The organism is Vallicoccus soli (assembly GCF_003594885.1).
In the GTDB taxonomy this organism is placed as follows: Bacteria; Actinomycetota; Actinomycetes; order Motilibacterales; family Motilibacteraceae; genus Vallicoccus; species Vallicoccus soli.
Map to the genome: position 1 here is coordinate 895830 of NZ_QZEZ01000001.1, position 16663 is coordinate 912492.

Sequence of the window (16663 nt, forward strand, 5' to 3'; positions counted from 1 at the left end):
GTCCGGTCCCGCGGTGCGCAGTCGATACCCTGGGACGGTGACCCCCGCCCAGCTCGCCGCCGCCGTCCGCTCCGCCCTGCTCGCCGCCGTCGAGGCCGGGGAGCTGCGGGTCGAGGTCCCGGCGGAGGTCCGCGTGGAGCGCCCCAAGCAGAAGGGCCACGGCGACTGGGCGACCAACGTCGCGCTGCAGCTGGCGAAGGCCGCCGGGCGCCCGCCGCGGGAGGTCGCGCAGCTGCTCGCCGCGCGGCTCGGGGCCGTGGAGGGCGTCGCCGGCGTCGAGGTCGCCGGGCCCGGCTTCCTCAACGTCACGCTGGAGGCCGGCGCCCAGGGCCTGCTGGCCCGGCAGGTCGTCGAGGCCGGCGCGGCGTACGGGCGGGGCGACCGCCTCGCCGGCACCCGGGTCGACCTCGAGTTCATCTCGGCCAACCCCACGGGGCCCCTGCACCTGGGCCACACCCGCTGGGCGGCCGTCGGCGACGCGCTCGGGCGGGTCCTGGCCGCCGCCGGCGCCGAGGTCACCCGCGAGTTCTACGTCAACGACCGCGGCGTGCAGATGGACCGGTTCGGCGCCTCGCTCATGGCGGCGGCGCACGGGCGCGAGGTGCCCGCCGACGGCTACCACGGCGACTACGTGCCCGAACTCGCCAAGCAGGTCGTCGCCGAGGTGCCCGGCATCCTCGACCTGCCCGAGGACGAGCAGCTGGTGCGCTTCCGCGAGGAGGGCTACCGCCTGCAGCTCGCGCAGCAGCAGGACGTCCTCGCCCGGTTCCGCACCTCCTTCGACGTCTGGTACTCCGAGCGCACGCTGCACGAGAGCGGCGCCGTCGAGCGCGCGTTCGCGCGGCTGCGCGAGCAGGGCCACGTCTTCGAGCAGGACGGCGCCACGTGGCTGCGCACGACGGACTCCGGCGACGACAAGGACCGCGTCCTCGTCAAGGCCGACGGCGAGCTGACGTACTTCGCCTCGGACACGGCCTACTACGTGGACAAGCGCGCGCGCGGCTTCGACGTGTGCCTCTACATGCTCGGCGCCGACCACCACGGCTACGTCGGGCGCCTCAAGGCCATCGCGGCGTGCGCGGGCGACGACCCGGAGCGGAACATCGAGGTGCTCATCGGGCAGCTCGTGAAGATCCTCAAGGACGGCGAGGAGCTGCGGCTGTCCAAGCGGGCGGGCAACATCGTCACGCTGGAGGACTTCGTCGACCTCGCGGGCGTCGACGCCGTGCGCTACTCGCTGTGCCGCTACCCGACCGACTCGCCGCTGACGCTGGACATCGACGTCATCACCCGGCAGGCGAACGAGAACCCGGTCTACTACGTGCAGTACGTCGCCGCCCGCACGGCCTCGGTGTCGCGCAACGCCCGCGACCTGGGCGTCGAGCGCGGCCCGGCGGAGGCGTTCCGCCCGGAGCTGCTGTCCCACGAGCGCGAGGGCGACCTGCTGCTGGCGCTGGCCGAGTTCCCGCGCGTCGTCGCGACGGCCGCCGAGCTGCGTGAGCCGCACCGCGTGGCGCGCTACCTCGAGGAGCTCGCGGGCACCTACCACCGCTTCTACGACGCCTGCCGGATCCTGCCCCGCGGCGACGAGGGGGCCACGGACACCACGCGGGCCCGGCTCTGGCTCAACGACGCCGCCCGCACCGTCATCGCCAACGGGCTCGACCTGCTCGGCGTCGGCGCCCCGGAGCAGATGTGATGCGCGCGCACCCCGCCGGCCCCCGGCACGCCGACCTGCTGACCGAGCACGGCCACCAGCCCGCGCCGGCCGACCTCAGCGCCCTCGACGCGCGGGTGTGGCCCCGCGGCGCCGAGCGCCGCGACGGCGTGCTGCGGGTGGGCGGGCTCGACGTCCGCGAGCTCGCCGACACGTACGGCACCCCGCTGTTCGTCCTCGACGAGGACGACTTCCGCTCCCGGTGCCGCGACTACCGCCGCGCCTTCGGCGACGAGGCCGACGTCTACTACGCCGGCAAGGCGTTCCTCTGCACCGCGGTCTGCCGCTGGGTGCAGGAGGAAGGGCTTTCCCTCGACGTGTCGACGGGTGGCGAGCTCGCGGTGGCGCTGGCGGCCGACTTCCCCGCCGAGCGCATCGTCTTCCACGGCAACAACAAGTCCACCCGCGAGCTCGAGCGCGCGGTCCGCGCCGGCGTCGGGCGGGTGGTGGTCGACTCGTACGAGGAGATCGACCGGCTCGCGCTCGTCGCCGACCGGGCGCGGGTGCGCCAGCGGGTGCTCGTGCGCGTGACCGTGGGCGTCGAGGCCCACACCCACGAGTTCATCGCCACCGCCCACGAGGACCAGAAGTTCGGCTTCTCCCTCGCCGGCGGCGCCGCGGCCGAGGCGGTGCGCCGGGTCCTCGACGCGTCCTCGCTCGAGCTCGTCGGCCTGCACTCGCACATCGGCTCGCAGATCTTCGACACCGCCGGGTTCGAGGTGGCCGCCCACCGCGTCGTCGGCCTGCTCGGGCAGGTCCGCGACGAGCACGGCGTCGAGCTGCCCGAGCTCGACCTCGGTGGCGGCCTTGGGATCGCGTACACCGACGCCGACGACCCGCTGGACGTCAAGGTCATCGCCGACGCGCTGCGCACCATCGTGGAGCGCGAGTGCCGGGCCCTCGGCCTGCCCGTGCCGCGCCTGGCCGTCGAGCCGGGACGGGCCATCGCCGGGCCGGGGACCGTGACGCTGTACGAGGTCGGCACGGTCAAGGAGGTCGCCACCGGCACCGCGGGGCTGTCCCGGCGGTACGTCTCGGTCGACGGCGGCATGAGCGACAACATCCGCACCGCGCTCTACGGCGCGGACTACTCGGTCTCGCTGGCGAACCGCGCGTCCGGCGCCGAGCCGGTGCTCTCGCGGGTCGTCGGCAAGCACTGCGAGTCCGGCGACGTCGTCGTGCGCGACGCCTGGCTGCCGGCGGACACCGCCTCGCCGGACCTGCTGGCGGTGCCGGCGACGGGGGCGTACTGCCGCTCGATGGCCAGCAACTACAACCACGTGCCGCGCCCGCCGGTGGTGGCCGTGCGCGACGGGCGGGCGCGCGTGGTCGTCCACGGGGAGACCGAGGACGACCTGCTGCGCCTCGACGCGGGGGTCCGCGGCACCGACTAGCCTGCGTCTCGCATCGCGGACGAACCGTCCACGGGATGGGCGGTGCCGCGACACTCCCTACCGAGGACTGGCAGGAGGAGGACAGATGGGCGAGCCGGCGCTGCGCGTCGCGCTGCTCGGCTGCGGCGTGGTGGGCACCGAGGTGGCGCGCCTGCTCACGACGCAGGCCGACGACCTCGCCGCCCGGGTGGGCCGGCCCCTCGAGCTGGCGGGCATCGCCGTACGGCGCCCCGGGCGCCCCCGCCCCGACCTGCCGGTCGACCCCGCCCTGTTCACCGACGACGCCACCGGGCTCGTCGAGCGCGAGGACGTCGACCTCGTCGTCGAGGTCATCGGCGGCATCGAGCCCGCCCGCTCCCTGGTGCTCGCGGCGATGGCCGGCGGCGCGTCGGTGGTCTCCGCCAACAAGGCGCTGCTCGCCGAGGACGGCGCGACGCTCTTCGCCGCGGCGGAGAAGCACGGCGTCGACCTCTACTACGAGGCGGCCGTCGCGGGGGCCATCCCCATCCTGCGGCCGATGCGCGAGTCGCTCGCCGGCGACCGCGTGCGCCGGGTCCTCGGCATCGTCAACGGCACGACCAACTACGTGCTGACGAAGATGGACGAGACGGGCGCCGGCTTCGGCGAGGCGCTGGAGGAGGCGCAGGCGCTCGGCTACGCCGAGGCCGACCCCACCGCCGACGTCGAGGGCTTCGACGCCGCCGCGAAGGCGGCGATCCTCGCCGGGCTCGCGTTCCACACGCGGGTCACCGCGATGGACGTGCACCGCGAGGGCATCACCGAGGTCAGCGCCGCCGACGTGGCGAGCGCGCGGGCCATGGGCAGCGTCGTCAAGCTCCTCGCGATCTGCGAGCTGTCCGAGGACGGGCAGTCGGTGGGCGCGCGCGTCCACCCGGCGATGATCCCGCGCAGCCACCCGCTGGCCAGCGTCCGCGACGCCTTCAACGCGGTGTTCGTCGACGCCGAGGCGGCGGGCGAGCTCATGTTCTACGGCCGCGGCGCCGGCGGCGCGCCCACGGCCAGCGCCGTGCTCGGGGACCTGGTCGCCGTGGCCCGGCACCGGGTCGGCGGCGGGCGCGGGCCGGGCGAGTCGTCGTACGCCGACCTCCTCGTGCGCCCCATGGGCGAGACGGTCACCCGCTACCACGTGAGCCTCGACGTCGCGGACCGCGCCGGCGTGCTCGCGGCGGTCGCGCAGGTGTTCGCCGAGCACGGGGTGTCGATCGACACCGTCCGCCAGCGCCCGCTCGGCGACGGGGACGACGCCGAGCTCGTCGTCGTCACGCACCGCGCGACGGACGCGGCGCTGCAGGCGACCGTCGAGGGGCTGCGCGGGCTCGACGCGGTGCAGGGCGTGACCAGCGTGATGCGGGTGGAGGGGGAGTGAGCGTGGTGCAGGCTGCGACGGGCCGGGCGTGGCGCGGCGTCATCGAGGAGTACCGCGACCGGCTGCCGGTGTCGGCGTCCACCCCGGTCGTCACGCTGCGCGAGGGCGGCACGCCGCTCGTGCCGGCGGAGCACCTCTCCGCGCTGACCGGCTGCGAGGTGCACCTGAAGGTCGAGGGCGCCAACCCGACCGGCTCGTTCAAGGACCGCGGCATGACCGTGGCGATGAGCCGGGCCGCCGAGGAGGGCGCCAAGGCCGTCATCTGCGCGTCCACCGGCAACACGAGCGCCTCCGCCGCCGCGTACGCCGTGCGCGCGGGCCTGACCTGCGTCGTCGCCATCCCCACCGGCAAGATCGCGGCGGGCAAGCTCGCCCAGGCCGTGGTGCACGGCGCGACGCTGCTGCAGGTCGAGGGCGGGTTCGACGACTGCCTCACCGTCGTGCGCGGGCTCGCCGAGCGCTACCCGGTCACCCTCGTCAACTCGGTCAACCCGGTGCGCCTGCAGGGGCAGAAGACCGCGGCGTTCGAGGTGGTCGACGCGCTCGGCGGCGCGCCCGACGTGCACTGCCTGCCGGTCGGCAACGCGGGCAACGTGTCCGCGTACTGGCTCGGCTACCAGGAGTACCTCGCCGACGGGCTCGTGGACCGCGCCCCGCGGATGTGGGGGTTCCAGGCGGCCGGGGCCGCCCCGCTGGTCAGCGGCGTGCCGGTGCCCGACCCCGAGACGGTGGCCACGGCGATCCGGGTCGGCAACCCCGCCTCGTGGGGGCTGGCGGTGAAGGCCCGCGACGAGTCGCGCGGCTGCGTCGAGGCCGTCACCGACGAGCAGATCCTCGCCGCGCAGCGCCTGCTCGCCGAGCGCGAGGGCGTCTTCGTCGAGCCGGCGTCGGCGGCCGGCGTCGCCGGGCTGCTCCAGGTGCACGCCCGCGGCGGGCTCGAGCGGGGCCTGCGGGTCGTCGTCACGGTCACCGGGCACGGCCTCAAGGACACGGCCACCGCGCTCGCGGGCCGCGAGGTCTCCACGGTGACCGTCCCCGCGACGGTGGAGGCGGCCGCGGAGGCCGTCGGCCTCGCGTGAGCGCGCGGCGGTGAGCGCCCTGACGGGGCGCCCGGTGCGCGTGCACGTGCCGGCGACCAGCGCCAACCTCGGCCCGGGCTTCGACGCGCTCGGCCTCGCGCTCGGCCTCGGCGACGACGTCGTCGTGACGCCCCGCGGCGAGGGGCTGCGCATCGACGTCGAGGGCGAGGGCGCCGCCGACGTGCCGCGCGACGAGCGGCACCTCGTGGCCCGCGTCCTCCTCGCGACCCTGGGCCGCCTCGGCGTCGCACCGGGCGGCCTGCACCTCGCCTGCACCAACCGCATCCCGCACGCGCGCGGGCTCGGCTCCTCGGCCGCTGCGATCGTCGCGGGCCTGCTCGCCGCCCGCGCGCTCGTCGACGACGGCGCGTCCCGGCTCGGCGACGCGGAGGTGCTCGACCTCGCGACCGCCGAGGAGGGGCACCCGGACAACGTCGCGGCGTGCCTGCTCGGCGGCCTCACCCTCGCGTGGGACGACGGCGGGCGCACCGGCGTCCTGCGCCACGACCCCGACCCCGGCACCGCCGCGGTCGCGTACGTCCCCCCGGGCGGCGTCTCCACCCACGAGGTCCGGCGGCTGCTGCCGGCGACCGTCCCGCACGCCGACGCCGCCGCCAACGCCGGGCGCGCGGCGCTGCTCGTGCAGGCGCTGACCCGGCGCCCGGACCTGCTGCTGCCCGCGACGCAGGACCGCCTGCACCAGGCGTACCGCGCCCCCGCGATGCCCGGCTCCGCCGCGCTCGTCGAGCGCCTGCGCGCCGACGGCGTGCCGGCCGTCGTCTCCGGGGCCGGGCCGACGGTCCTCGCCCTGGTCCCCGCCGCCGACGCCCCCGGTCTCGCGGCGGCCGCGCCGGAGGGGTTCGCCGCGCACGTGCTCGCGCTGCGCGCCGAAGGCGCCACCGCCGCCCCTGCCTGAGGGGCACCCCCGGGCTGCTGGGCACGGTCCGTGCGCGCGGGGGAGCGCTGCGTCGGCCGCAGGTCGCGGAACGGTCACGGCGCGCGGAACCTGCGCGGAGGGGAAGGACAGCGGGGGCCGTGGTGTTACGGTGGTCGTGCACCAGAGCCCTTCGGGCAGGTGCTCCGCCACGACCCCCCGGGGCCCTTCCCCCGGCGGCCGCTCCCGCAGCAGGCCGTGGCCCGCCGAACCCCCCGCCTCCGTGCGCAGGACGTCGGCGCCGGGGTCCGCCGCACAGAGCCCCCCCGTCCCGCTCCGGTAGCCCCCGCGCCCCCGGCCGTCCGCGGCCCCGGGACGGGTGAGCACGACCGGCACCCCGCCGGCAGCACGACCGGTCGGCCGCCGTCCAGGCCGTCGACCTCCCTCACGGAAGGACCCAGCGTGTCCGACACCACCGGTCTCACGGACGCCCCCGCGGCCGTCGAGCCCACCGCGACCGGTGCCGCCGGGAGCGGCGCCGGCGTCGAGGGCGCCACGAACGGCGCCCCCGCCCGCACGACCCGCCGCCGCGGCAGCGGCCTCGCCGCCATGGTGCTCCCGGAGCTGCAGGCGCTCGCCGCCCAGCTCGGCATCAGCGGCACCGGGCGCATGCGCAAGAGCCAGCTCATCGAGCTCATCAGCGAGCGCCAGGCCGGCGGCGGCGCCGCGGCCCCGAGCGCCGCGCCCAGCACGCCGGCTCCCGCCCCGAGCGCCGCCCCCGCCGCGGGGGCCGCGCCGAGCGCCCCCGCGACGGCCGAGCAGCCCGCCGCACCCACCACCACCAGCGCTGAGCAGCAGCCCGCCCCGGCGCCGCAGCCCACCCTCGACCCGGAGCTGGACCGCGCCCTCGAGCGCGCCGCCGCCCGCGCCGACCGCGGGGAGCAGGGCGACGACCTCCGCGCCGACCGGGCCGACCGCGCGGAGCGGGGCGACCGGGCCGACCGGGCCGACCGCGGCGAGCGCGACGAGCGCGACGACCAGGACGGCGACGACCGCCGCGAGCGCCGCCCCTCGCGGCGTGAGCGCCAGGCCCGCCGCGACGCCGAGCGCGACGGCCGCGAGCCGCGCGACGGCGAGCAGGACGGCCGCGACCGCCAGGACCGGGGCCGCGGCGACCGCCAGGACCGCGACCGCCAGGACGGGCGCCAGGACGGGCGCCAGGACGCCGACCGCCAGGACGGCGACCGCCAGGACGGCCGCGAGCGCACCGAGCGCCAGGACGGCCGCGGCGAGCGGCAGGACCGGGACCGCGGCGAGCGCCAGGACCGGGACCGCGGCGAGCGCCAGGACGGCCGCGACCGCCAGGACGGGCGCCAGGGCGCCGGCCCCGAGGACGACGACGACGAGTTCGGCGGGCGCCGCGGGCGCCGCGGGCGCTACCGGGACCGGGGCCGTCGCCGCGGCCGCGAGCAGGGCGACGCCGAGCCGGAGGTCGCCGAGGACGACGTGCTCGTCCCGGTGGCGGGCATCGTCGACATCCACGACAGCTACGCGTTCGTGCGCACGTCCGGCTACCTGCCGGGCCCGAACGACGTGTACGTCTCGCTGCAGCAGGTGCGCCGCCACGGCCTGCGCAAGGGCGACGCGGTGACCGGCGCGGTGCGCCAGCCGCGCGAGGGCGAGCAGCGCCGCGACAAGTTCAACGCGCTCGTGCGGCTGGACACGGTCAACGGCGCGGAGCCCGAGCGGGCCCGCCAGCGGGTCGAGTTCGGCAAGCTCACCCCGCTCTACCCGCAGGAGCGGCTGCGCCTGGAGACCGAGCCCGGCATCCACACGACGCGGATCATCGACCTCGTCGCCCCCATCGGCAAGGGGCAGCGCGGGCTCATCGTCAGCCCGCCCAAGGCCGGCAAGACGATGGTGCTGCAGTCGATCGCCAACGCGATCACCCAGAACAACCCGGAGTGCCACCTCATGGTCGTCCTCGTGGACGAGCGCCCCGAGGAGGTCACGGACATGCAGCGCACGGTCAAGGGCGAGGTCATCGCCTCGACCTTCGACCGGCCGGCGAGCGACCACACGACGGTCGCCGAGCTCGCCATCGAGCGGGCGAAGCGCCTCGTCGAGCTCGGGCACGACGTCGTCGTGCTGCTCGACTCGATCACCCGCCTCGGGCGCGCGTACAACCTCGCCGCCCCGGCGAGCGGGCGCATCCTGTCCGGCGGTGTCGACTCGAGCGCGCTCTACCCGCCGAAGCGGTTCTTCGGCGCGGCGCGCAACATCGAGCACGGCGGCTCGCTGACCATCCTCGCCACCGCGCTGGTGGACACCGGCTCGAAGATGGACGAGGTGATCTTCGAGGAGTTCAAGGGCACCGGCAACATGGAGCTGCGCTTGGACCGCAAGCTGGCGGACAAGCGCATCTTCCCGGCGGTCGACGTCGACGCCTCCGGCACGCGGCGCGAGGAGATCCTCATGTCGCGCGAGGAGCAGCAGGTCGTCTGGAAGCTCCGCCGGGTCATCGCCGCGCTCGACAGCCAGCAGGCCATCGAGCTGCTCCTGGGCAAGCTCAAGGAGACCCGCAGCAACGTGGAGTTCCTCATGCAGGTCCAGAAGACGACGCCGATGGTGCCGCAGCGCCAGGTCGAGGACTGACCGGCAGCACAGCACCAGCGACCAGCAGCACCCCGACGGGGCCGGGCCGCAGCAGCGGGCCGGCCCCGTCGGCGTACGGCCCCCGCTCAAGCCCCCGGCCCGCCGCGCCGAGGGGAGGGGGTGACCACCGACGCCGCCGCTGCCGCCCCCGCCCGGCGGGCCCTCGTCGTCGAGGACGACGCCGACGTCCGGGGCCTGCTCACCACGCACCTGCGCCGGCTCGGCTGGAGCGTCGACGGCGCCGCGACCGGCGAGGAGGCGGTGGAGCGCGCGCTCGCCGCCCCGCCGCAGCTCGTGGTCGTCGACGTCGTCCTGCCGGGGATCAGCGGCTACGACGTCGTACAGTCGTTGCGTCAGCACCCGACCACGCGCGGTTGCGAGGTCGTCATGACGTCGATGCTCGACCTCGACGACGTGCGCGGGCCCCGGCTCCAGCAGCTCGGGGTGCGCGGCGTGCTGGCCAAGCCGTTCACCCGCCGGGACGTCGTGCGCGCCGTGGCGGGGCTGGACACGCCGACGCCGCTGGGGGAGCGCCCGTGACGACCGTCCTCGTCGCCGACGACGACGCCGACATCCGCGAGCTCGTGGGCTTCAAGCTGACGCAGGCGGGCTACCACGTCGTCGCCGTCGAGGACGGCGTCGCGGCCCTCGCCGCGGCCCGCGAGCAGGCCCCGGACCTCGTCGTGCTCGACCACATGATGCCGGGCCTGACCGGCCTCGAGGTGTGCGCGGCCCTGCGCGCCGAGGACGCCACCGCCGACCTGCCGATCATCATGCTCACCGCCAAGGCGCAGGAGGCCGACGTCGCGCACGGCTTCGCGACCGGCGTGGACGACTACGTCGTCAAGCCCTTCAGCCCCCGCGAGCTCGTGGGGCGGGTGCAGTCGGTGCTGTCGCGGGTGCGGCCCTGAGCGCGCCCCCGCCCCCCGCGCCCGGCCGTCCCGCGGCGCCGGGCGCCCCCGCGCTGCGCCACGGCCTGGCGGCCGCGCTCGCGCTGCTGCTCGCCCTGCTCCTGCTCGTCGCCGGGGCGGGCGTCGCGGGCCTCGTGCTGACCGAGCGCAGCCGCGACCGGGCCGCGCGCGCCGACCTCGTCCGCGCGAGCACGACCGCCATGCTGCTGGCCGTCGTGGACATGGAGACGGGGGTGCGCGGCTACCGGCTGGCGCGCGACCGGGAGTTCCTCGAGCCGTACGAGCGGGGCCGGGAGGCCTTCGCCGCGGCGGCGCGCGACGCCCGCGGGCGCGCGGGCGACCCGTCCGAGCGCGCCCTCGTGGACGAGCAGGTGCGCCTCGAGCAGGAGTGGCGCCGCACGTACGGCGACGTCGTCGCCGCCCTGGCACCGGCGCAGGTGGACGTCGACGAGGGAGCCACCCGCCGCAACAAGGCGCTGGTCGACGCGTTCCGCGACGTGAACGGCCGGCTCGACGCGCGGCTCACCGCGACGGCCCTGGACGCGGAGGAGGCCGAGGAGGCCGTGCGGCGCCTCGCCGTCGCCCTCGTCCTCGGCGCGCTCGCCGTCGCGCTCGCGGGGATGCTCGTCGTCGCGCGGCAGGCCCGTACGGCGCTCGTGGCGCCGCTCGTGGCGCTCGCCGGCGTCGTGCAGCGGCTGGCCGCGGGCGAGGGGACGGCCCGCACGGGGCGCGCCACGGGGCCGCGCGAGGTGCGGGCGGTGGCCGGCGCCGTGGACGCGCTCGCCGAGGAGGCCGAGCGGCTGCGCGCCGAGGCCGCCGAGACCGAGCGGCTGCGCGGGGTCGCCCACGCGCTCGGGCGGCGCCTGCGCGACGAGACGGTCCCCGAGCGGGTCCTCGAGGAGGCGGTGGCGCTGCTGGGGGAGGCCCTCGGGGCCGACGCGGCGCTCGTACGGCTCCTCGACGGCGCCGCGCTGGCCCCCGCGGCGGCCGCCTGGCCCCCGGGCCCGCCGGGCCCCGGCGACCCCGTGCCCGCCCCCTGGCTGGCGCCCCTGCACGAGGACGGCGCGGCGCTGGCCGTCCCCGACGCCGCGCACCCGGACGGCGACGCCGCCCGCGCGGCGCTCGCCGCCGTGGCCGGCACCGGAGCGACGGCCCTGCTCGCGGTTCCCCTGGGCTCGGGCGAGGAGGCGCTGGGAGCGCTGCTGCTCGTCACCACCGGCGGGCCGCGCGCGTGGCACCGGCGGGAGGTCGAGGCGGCGCTGCTGGTGGCCGCCGACGTCGGCCGCGCGCTCGTGCGGGCCCGGCTCTACCGCGACCAGCAGGACCTCGTCGAGCGCCTGCAGGAGCTCGACCGCACGAAGACCGACTTCCTGTCGACCGTGTCCCACGAGCTGCGCACGCCGCTGACGAGCATCTCCGGCTACCTGGAGCTGCTGCGCGACGGCGACGCGGGCCCGCTCGGCGACGAGCAGGCGGCGATGCTCGACGTCCTCGAGCGCAACGCGCGCCGGCTGCGGCTGCTCATCGAGGACCTGCTCACGCTGTCCCGGATCGAGGCGCGGGCGTACTCCTCCGAGCGGGTCCCCGTCGCCGTCGAGGACCTCGTCGCCCATGCCGCGGCGACGGTGCGCCCCGCCGCTCAGACCGGCGGCGTCGAGCTCGAGCCGGCGGCGGTGCCGCCCGGCGCCCTCGTCCTGGGCGACGCGGGGCAGCTGGAGCGGGTGCTGCTCAACCTGCTGAGCAACGCGGTGAAGTTCACGCCCGCGGGGGGCCGCGTCGCGCTGCGCTGCGCCGTCGCGGACGGGCGGGTGCGCCTGGAGGTCGAGGACACCGGCATCGGCATCCCCGCCGCGGAGCAGGACCGCCTGTTCACCCGGTTCTTCCGGGCGAGCAACGCCACGGCCGCCGCGGTGCAGGGGACGGGGCTGGGGCTGACCATCGTGCGCAGCATCGTCGAGCAGCACGGCGGGGCCCTCGAGGTGGCCTCCGAGCAGGGCCGCGGCACCCGCGTGGTCGTGGACCTGCCGGGCGCGGGCGGAGGAACAGGCGGGGCACCCGTCGCGTTGTCGCCCACGGTCGTGCCTCTGGCACACTGACCGAGGTCCCGGTTCACGGGCGGCGCACCCGAGCGCTCCCGACCCGGCGGCCGCACCACCAGCGAGGAGCCTCCATGCGACCCGACATCCACCCGACCTACGTGGACACCCAGGTCACCTGCACCTGCGGCAACACGTTCACCACGCGCAGCACGTCCGGCAGCGGCCAGATCCGCGCCGAGGTGTGCTCCGCGTGCCACCCGTTCTACACGGGCAAGCAGAAGATCCTCGACACCGGCGGCCGCGTCGCCCGCTTCGAGAAGCGGTTCGGCAAGCGCTAGTCGCCGCCACGGCGCCGGACCCCCGCGCGGGGGTCCGGCGCCGTTCGCGTGCCAGGGGCGTACGGGGCGGGTCGAGGAGCGGGAGGCAGGGTGTTCGAGGCGGTCGCCGAGCTGGTGGGCGAGCACGCGGAGCTGGAGCGGCGGCTCGCCGACCCCGCGGTGCACGCGGACCAGCGGGCCGCGCGCACCCTCAGCCGCCGCTACGCGGAGCTGACCCCGCTCGTGGAGACGTACGCCGCGTGGCGCCGCGCCGGCGACGACGCCCAGGCCGCCCGCGAGCTGGCGGGCGAGGACCCGTCGTTCGCGGCCGAGGCCGCGGAGCAGGACGCCCGGCGCGAGGAGCTCGCCGAGCGGCTGCGCCGCCTGCTCGTGCCCCGCGACCCCGACGACGGCAAGGACGTCATCCTGGAGGTCAAGGCCGGCGAGGGCGGCGAGGAGTCCGCGCTGTTCGCCGCCGACCTCGTGCGGATGTACACCCGCTACGCCGAGCGCCGCGGCTGGCGCACCGAGCTGCTCGACGCCACCGGGTCCGACCTCGGCGGCTACAAGGACGTGGCGCTGGCGGTGAAGTCGCGCGGGGGCACCGACGAGCCCGGCGAGGGCATCTGGGCGCGGCTGAAGTTCGAGGGCGGCGTGCACCGCGTGCAGCGCGTGCCGGTCACCGAGTCGCAGGGGCGCATCCACACCAGCGCCGCCGGCGTCCTCGTGCTGCCGGAGGCCGAGGACGTCGACGTCGACATCGACCCGGGCGACCTGCGCATCGACGTCTACCGCTCCTCGGGCCCCGGGGGGCAGAGCGTCAACACCACCGACTCCGCGGTGCGCATCACGCACCTGCCGACGGGCGTCGTGGCCACCTGCCAGAACGAGAAGAGCCAGCTGCAGAACCGCGAGCAGGCGATGCGCATCCTGCGCGCCCGCCTGCTCGCCGCCGCGCAGGAGACCGCCGACGCCGAGGCCTCGGCGCTGCGCGCCTCGCAGGTGCGCACCGTCGACCGCTCCGAGCGCGTGCGCACCTACAACTTCCCGGAGAACCGGATCTCGGACCACCGGGTGGGCTACAAGGCGCACAACCTCGACCAGGTGCTCGACGGCGACCTCGACGGCGTCGTGCAGGCGCTCCTCGACGCCGACGCCGCGGCGCGGCTCGCCGCGTCCGAGGCCGGCGGCGCCGGGTGACCGGTCCGCTGGACCGGGGCGTGCGGGCCGAGCTCGAGCGCGCCGCCGCGCTCCTGGCCGGGGCCGGGGTCCCGTCGCCGCGGCACGACGCGGAGGAGCTGCTGGCCCACGCCCACGGCGTCGAGCGGCGCGACCTGTGGCGCCTCACCGCGGTGGGCGACGCGTACGGCCCCCTCGTCGAGCGCCGCCGACGGCGCGAGCCCCTGCAGCACATCACCGGCATGGCCTGGTTCCGCCACGTCGGCCTCGCGGTCGGCCCCGGCGTCTTCACCCCGCGCCCGGAGACCGAGCTCGTGGCCGGCGCGGCCGTCGAGGAGGCGCTGCGCCTCGCGGCACCCGTCGTCGTCGACCTGTGCACCGGCTCCGGCGCGATCGCGCTGAGCGTCGCGACCGAGGTGCCGGCCGCGCGGGTGCACGCCGTCGAGCTGTCCGAGCAGGCCCACGCCTGGGCCGCGCGCAACCTCGCCGGCTCCGGCGTCGACCTGCGCCTGGGCGACATGGACGGGGCGTTCCCCGAGCTCGACGGGGCGGTCGACGTCGTGGTGACCAACCCGCCGTACATCCCGGTCGGCGCCCTCGTGCGCGACCCGGAGGTCGTCGAGCACGACCCCGCCCTCGCGCTGTGGTCCGGCGACGACGGGCTCGACGCGCTGCGGGTCGTCGAGCGCACCGCCGCGCGCCTGCTGCGCCCCGGGGGGCTCCTGCTCTCCGAGCACGCCGACCTGCAGGGCGAGGCCGCGCCGGCCGTGCTGACCGCCACGGGCCGGTGGGACGACGTGGCCGACCACGACGACCTCGCCGGGCGCCCCCGCTGGGTCAGCGCCCGCCGGCGCCCCTAGGCTGCGGCGCGTGCTGCGACGCTTCGCCATGGACGACCCGGTCGAGCGCCGGCGCGGGCTCGAGCGGGCGGCCTCCGCCGTGCGCCGCGGGGACCTCGTCGTGCTGCCGACCGACACCGTGTACGGCATCGGCGCCGACGCCTTCCGCGAGGAGGCCGTCGGCGACCTGCTCGAGGCCAAGGGCCGCGGGCGCGACATGCCGGTGCCGGTCCTCGTGGGCTCGCCGAAGACGCTCGACGGCATCACGACCGACGTCAGCCAGGCGGCGCGCAAGCTCGTCGAGGCGTTCTGGCCCGGCTCGCTGACCCTCGTGCTGCGGGCGCAGCCGAGCCTGCAGTGGGACCTCGGCGACGCCGGCGGCACGGTCGCGGTGCGGATGCCGCTGCACCCGGTGGCCATCGAGCTGCTGCAGGAGACCGGCCCGATGGCGGTGAGCAGCGCCAACCGCACCGGCATGCCGCCGGCGGTGACCTGCGACGAGGCGGTCGAGCAGCTCGGAGACTCCGTCGCCGTCTACCTCGACGGCGGGCCGGCGGGGGAGCCGGTGCCCTCCACCATCGTGGACGCGACGTCGCGCCCGCCGCGGGTGCTGCGGCTGGGCGCGACGCCGCTGGAGCGGCTGCGCGAGGTCGTCCCCGACGTCGTGGACGAGGACGAGGACTAGCCCCGCGCCGGGGGCGCGTCAGCGCGCGTAGTGCTCCACCACGAGCTGCTCGTCGCACACGACGGGCACCTCGGGGCGCTCGGGGCGCCGCACGAGCCGCGCCGTGAGCGCCGGCAGGTCCACCTTGAGGTACGCCGGCGCCCCGCCCTCGCCGGCGTGCGCGCCGGCGGCCGCGACGACGAAGGGGTCCTTGGCGCGGCTGCGCTCGGCGACCTGCACGACCTGCCCCGGGCGCACCCGGTACGACGGGCGGTCCACCCGCTCCCCGTCGACCACGACGTGCCGGTGCACGACCGCCTGGCGGGCCTGGTAGATCGTGCGGGCGAAGCCCGAGCGCAGGACCAGCGCGTCCAGGCGCGTCTCGAGGTCGCTGATGAGCACCTCGCCCGTGCGCCCCGCGGCGCGGTGCGCGGCGTCGTACGCCCGCTGCAGCTGCTTCTCGCTGACGTCGTACTGCGCGCGCAGGCGCTGCTTCTCCAGCAGCCGCACGGCGTAGTCGCTCTGCCCGCGGCGCACCCGGCGCCCGTGCTGGCCGGGCGGGTACGGCCGCTCGTCGAGGTGGCGCGCGCACTTCGGGGTCAGGGCGATGCCCAGGGCCCGGCTGCGCCGGACCTTCGGGCGGGGGGCGTTGGCCACGGGGTGGTGTCCTTCCGGTCGTACTCAGGTTAGGCTCACCTTACAAGCATGTCGCCGAGGACCGACCCCACCCAGAGGAGCCGCCGTGTCCACCACCGCCGGGGAGCTGCGCACCGCCGCCGGGCCGACGCCGGGCGAGCGCGCCAGGACCGTGCTGCGCGCCGCGCCGACCCTCGTCCTGCGCCTGCTCGACGGCGGCAGCGGCCCGCACCCGCCGGAGGCCCTCGTCGCCGGGCACCGGCTCGACCCGCGCGGCGCGCCGCTGCTCGTGCTCGCCGACGACGACCCCGTGGTGGAGGCGCTGCGCGCGGCCGCCGCGCACGGGCTGCCCGACGTGGCCGCGGTCGTCGAGGGCTGGGCGCTGGTCCCGGTCCCGGTGGCGGACCGGGTGCGCGGCACCGTGCGGCTCGACGGCTGGGCCGAGGAGCTCGACGGGGCCGAGCGGGCGCGGCTCGCGCCGTCCCTGGGCCTCGGGACCGCGCCGGAGGACCTCGAGGGGTGGACCCTCGTGCGGCTCGACGTCGCCGACGTGACCCTCGCCGACGGCCGGGGGCGGGCGCGGGTCGCGGTGGAGGACTACGCGGCCGCGGTGCCCGACCCGCTCGTCGACGACGAGCCGCAGCTGCTCGAGCACGTCGCGGGCCGCCACCCGCGCGAGGTCGCGCTGCTGGCCGCGCTCGCCGGGGCCGTGGTCGGGGGACCGGTGCACGACCCGGTCGTCGTGGGCGTCGACCGCTTCGGGCTGCGGCTGCGCGTCGCACCGGGCGGCGCCCTCCCGGACGGGCGGGCGGACCGGCTGGTGGACGGACGGGCGGGCGGGCGGGTCGACGAGCGGGTCGACGTGCACCTGCCCTTCGCCGCGCCGCTGCGCCACCCCGGCGAGCTCGCCGTCGCCGTCGCCGTCCTGCTGGAGCGGGCGCGCCGCTGCTGCTGAGCGCGGGCCCTAGAGTG

Annotated in this window: 15 protein-coding genes; 14 read left to right on the forward strand and 1 reads right to left on the reverse strand. The window is 77.2% G+C overall.

The features are described from left to right. Positions 1 to 37 precede the first annotated feature (37 nt). The 13 genes from argS to D5H78_RS04295 all read left to right on the forward strand — a co-directional run bounded on the left by argS (position 38) and on the right by D5H78_RS04295 (position 15076). On the forward strand, positions 38 to 1699 hold the full coding sequence (argS, locus tag D5H78_RS04235) for an arginine--tRNA ligase (RefSeq protein ID WP_119949061.1): 1662 nt from the start codon (positions 38 to 40) through the stop codon (positions 1697 to 1699). Beyond that, positions 1699 to 3111 carry a diaminopimelate decarboxylase gene (gene lysA / locus D5H78_RS04240; protein WP_218566220.1) on the forward strand — a complete coding sequence of 471 codons (1413 nt, stop codon included), beginning with the start codon at positions 1699 to 1701 and terminating at the stop codon, positions 3109 to 3111. The genes argS and lysA overlap by 1 nt, the downstream gene beginning before the upstream one ends. Before the next feature lie 85 nt (positions 3112 to 3196). After that, positions 3197 to 4498: a homoserine dehydrogenase gene (locus D5H78_RS04245; RefSeq protein WP_119949063.1), complete on the forward strand. Its 1302-nt coding sequence runs from the start codon at positions 3197 to 3199 to the stop codon at positions 4496 to 4498. After that, positions 4495 to 5577 carry a threonine synthase gene (gene thrC / locus D5H78_RS04250; protein WP_218566221.1) on the forward strand — a complete coding sequence of 361 codons (1083 nt, stop codon included), beginning with the start codon at positions 4495 to 4497 and terminating at the stop codon, positions 5575 to 5577. The genes D5H78_RS04245 and thrC overlap by 4 nt, the downstream gene beginning before the upstream one ends. Positions 5578 to 5587: 10 nt before the next feature. Further along, positions 5588 to 6493, forward strand: a complete 906-nt coding sequence (gene thrB, locus D5H78_RS04255; RefSeq protein WP_119949064.1) for a homoserine kinase — start codon at positions 5588 to 5590, stop codon at positions 6491 to 6493. 420 nt (positions 6494 to 6913) lie between these two features. Continuing rightward, positions 6914 to 9106: a transcription termination factor Rho gene (rho, locus tag D5H78_RS04260; protein ID WP_119949065.1), complete on the forward strand. Its 2193-nt coding sequence runs from the start codon at positions 6914 to 6916 to the stop codon at positions 9104 to 9106. 120 nt (positions 9107 to 9226) lie between these two features. Then, entirely contained in the window at positions 9227 to 9646 is a 420-nt protein-coding gene (locus D5H78_RS04265) for a response regulator (RefSeq protein ID WP_119949066.1), read from the forward strand. Next, entirely contained in the window at positions 9643 to 10017 is a 375-nt protein-coding gene (locus D5H78_RS04270; protein WP_119949067.1) for a response regulator, read from the forward strand. The genes D5H78_RS04265 and D5H78_RS04270 overlap by 4 nt, the downstream gene beginning before the upstream one ends. A 134-nt stretch (positions 10018 to 10151) precedes the next feature. Beyond that, positions 10152 to 12113 carry an ATP-binding protein gene (locus D5H78_RS04275; protein WP_119949068.1) on the forward strand — a complete coding sequence of 654 codons (1962 nt, stop codon included), beginning with the start codon at positions 10152 to 10154 and terminating at the stop codon, positions 12111 to 12113. Between the two features lie 74 nt (positions 12114 to 12187). Further along, complete coding sequence (rpmE, locus tag D5H78_RS04280) at positions 12188 to 12394, forward strand: 50S ribosomal protein L31 (protein WP_119949069.1); 207 nt, start codon at positions 12188 to 12190, stop codon at positions 12392 to 12394. A 90-nt stretch (positions 12395 to 12484) separates the two neighbouring features. Then, the gene (gene prfA, locus D5H78_RS04285; protein ID WP_119949070.1) at positions 12485 to 13573 is read left to right on the forward strand and encodes a peptide chain release factor 1; all 1089 of its coding nucleotides are present in this window, start codon (positions 12485 to 12487) and stop codon (positions 13571 to 13573) included. Then, positions 13570 to 14412, forward strand: a complete 843-nt coding sequence (gene prmC, locus D5H78_RS04290; protein WP_119949071.1) for a peptide chain release factor N(5)-glutamine methyltransferase — start codon at positions 13570 to 13572, stop codon at positions 14410 to 14412. Before prfA ends, prmC begins: the two co-directional genes overlap by 4 nt. Positions 14413 to 14440: 28 nt before the next feature. Next, complete coding sequence (locus tag D5H78_RS04295; RefSeq protein ID WP_119949366.1) at positions 14441 to 15076, forward strand: L-threonylcarbamoyladenylate synthase; 636 nt, start codon at positions 14441 to 14443, stop codon at positions 15074 to 15076. 18 nt (positions 15077 to 15094) lie between these two features. Here the strand turns inward: D5H78_RS04295 and rpsD are convergent, their stop codons facing one another. Then, positions 15095 to 15712, reverse strand: a complete 618-nt coding sequence (rpsD, locus tag D5H78_RS04300; RefSeq protein WP_119949072.1) for a 30S ribosomal protein S4 — start codon at positions 15710 to 15712, stop codon at positions 15095 to 15097. 85 nt (positions 15713 to 15797) lie between these two features. Here rpsD and D5H78_RS04305 point away from each other — a divergent pair, with 85 nt between their 5' ends. Next, positions 15798 to 16646 carry a hypothetical protein gene (locus D5H78_RS04305; RefSeq protein ID WP_119949073.1) on the forward strand — a complete coding sequence of 283 codons (849 nt, stop codon included), beginning with the start codon at positions 15798 to 15800 and terminating at the stop codon, positions 16644 to 16646. The last annotated feature ends 17 nt before the right edge of the window (positions 16647 to 16663 follow it).

What these genes read in the sequence shown, in the direction of transcription:
- lysA (WP_218566220.1), top strand. Translation starts at nt 1,699, where the DNA reads ATGCGCGCGCACCCCGCCGGCCCCCGGCACGCCGACCTGCTGACCGAG.
- D5H78_RS04245 (WP_119949063.1), top strand. Translation starts at nt 3,197, where the DNA reads ATGGGCGAGCCGGCGCTGCGCGTCGCGCTGCTCGGCTGCGGCGTGGTG.
- rpmE (WP_119949069.1), top strand. Translation starts at nt 12,188, where the DNA reads ATGCGACCCGACATCCACCCGACCTACGTGGACACCCAGGTCACCTGC.
- D5H78_RS04295 (WP_119949366.1), top strand. Translation starts at nt 14,441, where the DNA reads ATGGACGACCCGGTCGAGCGCCGGCGCGGGCTCGAGCGGGCGGCCTCC.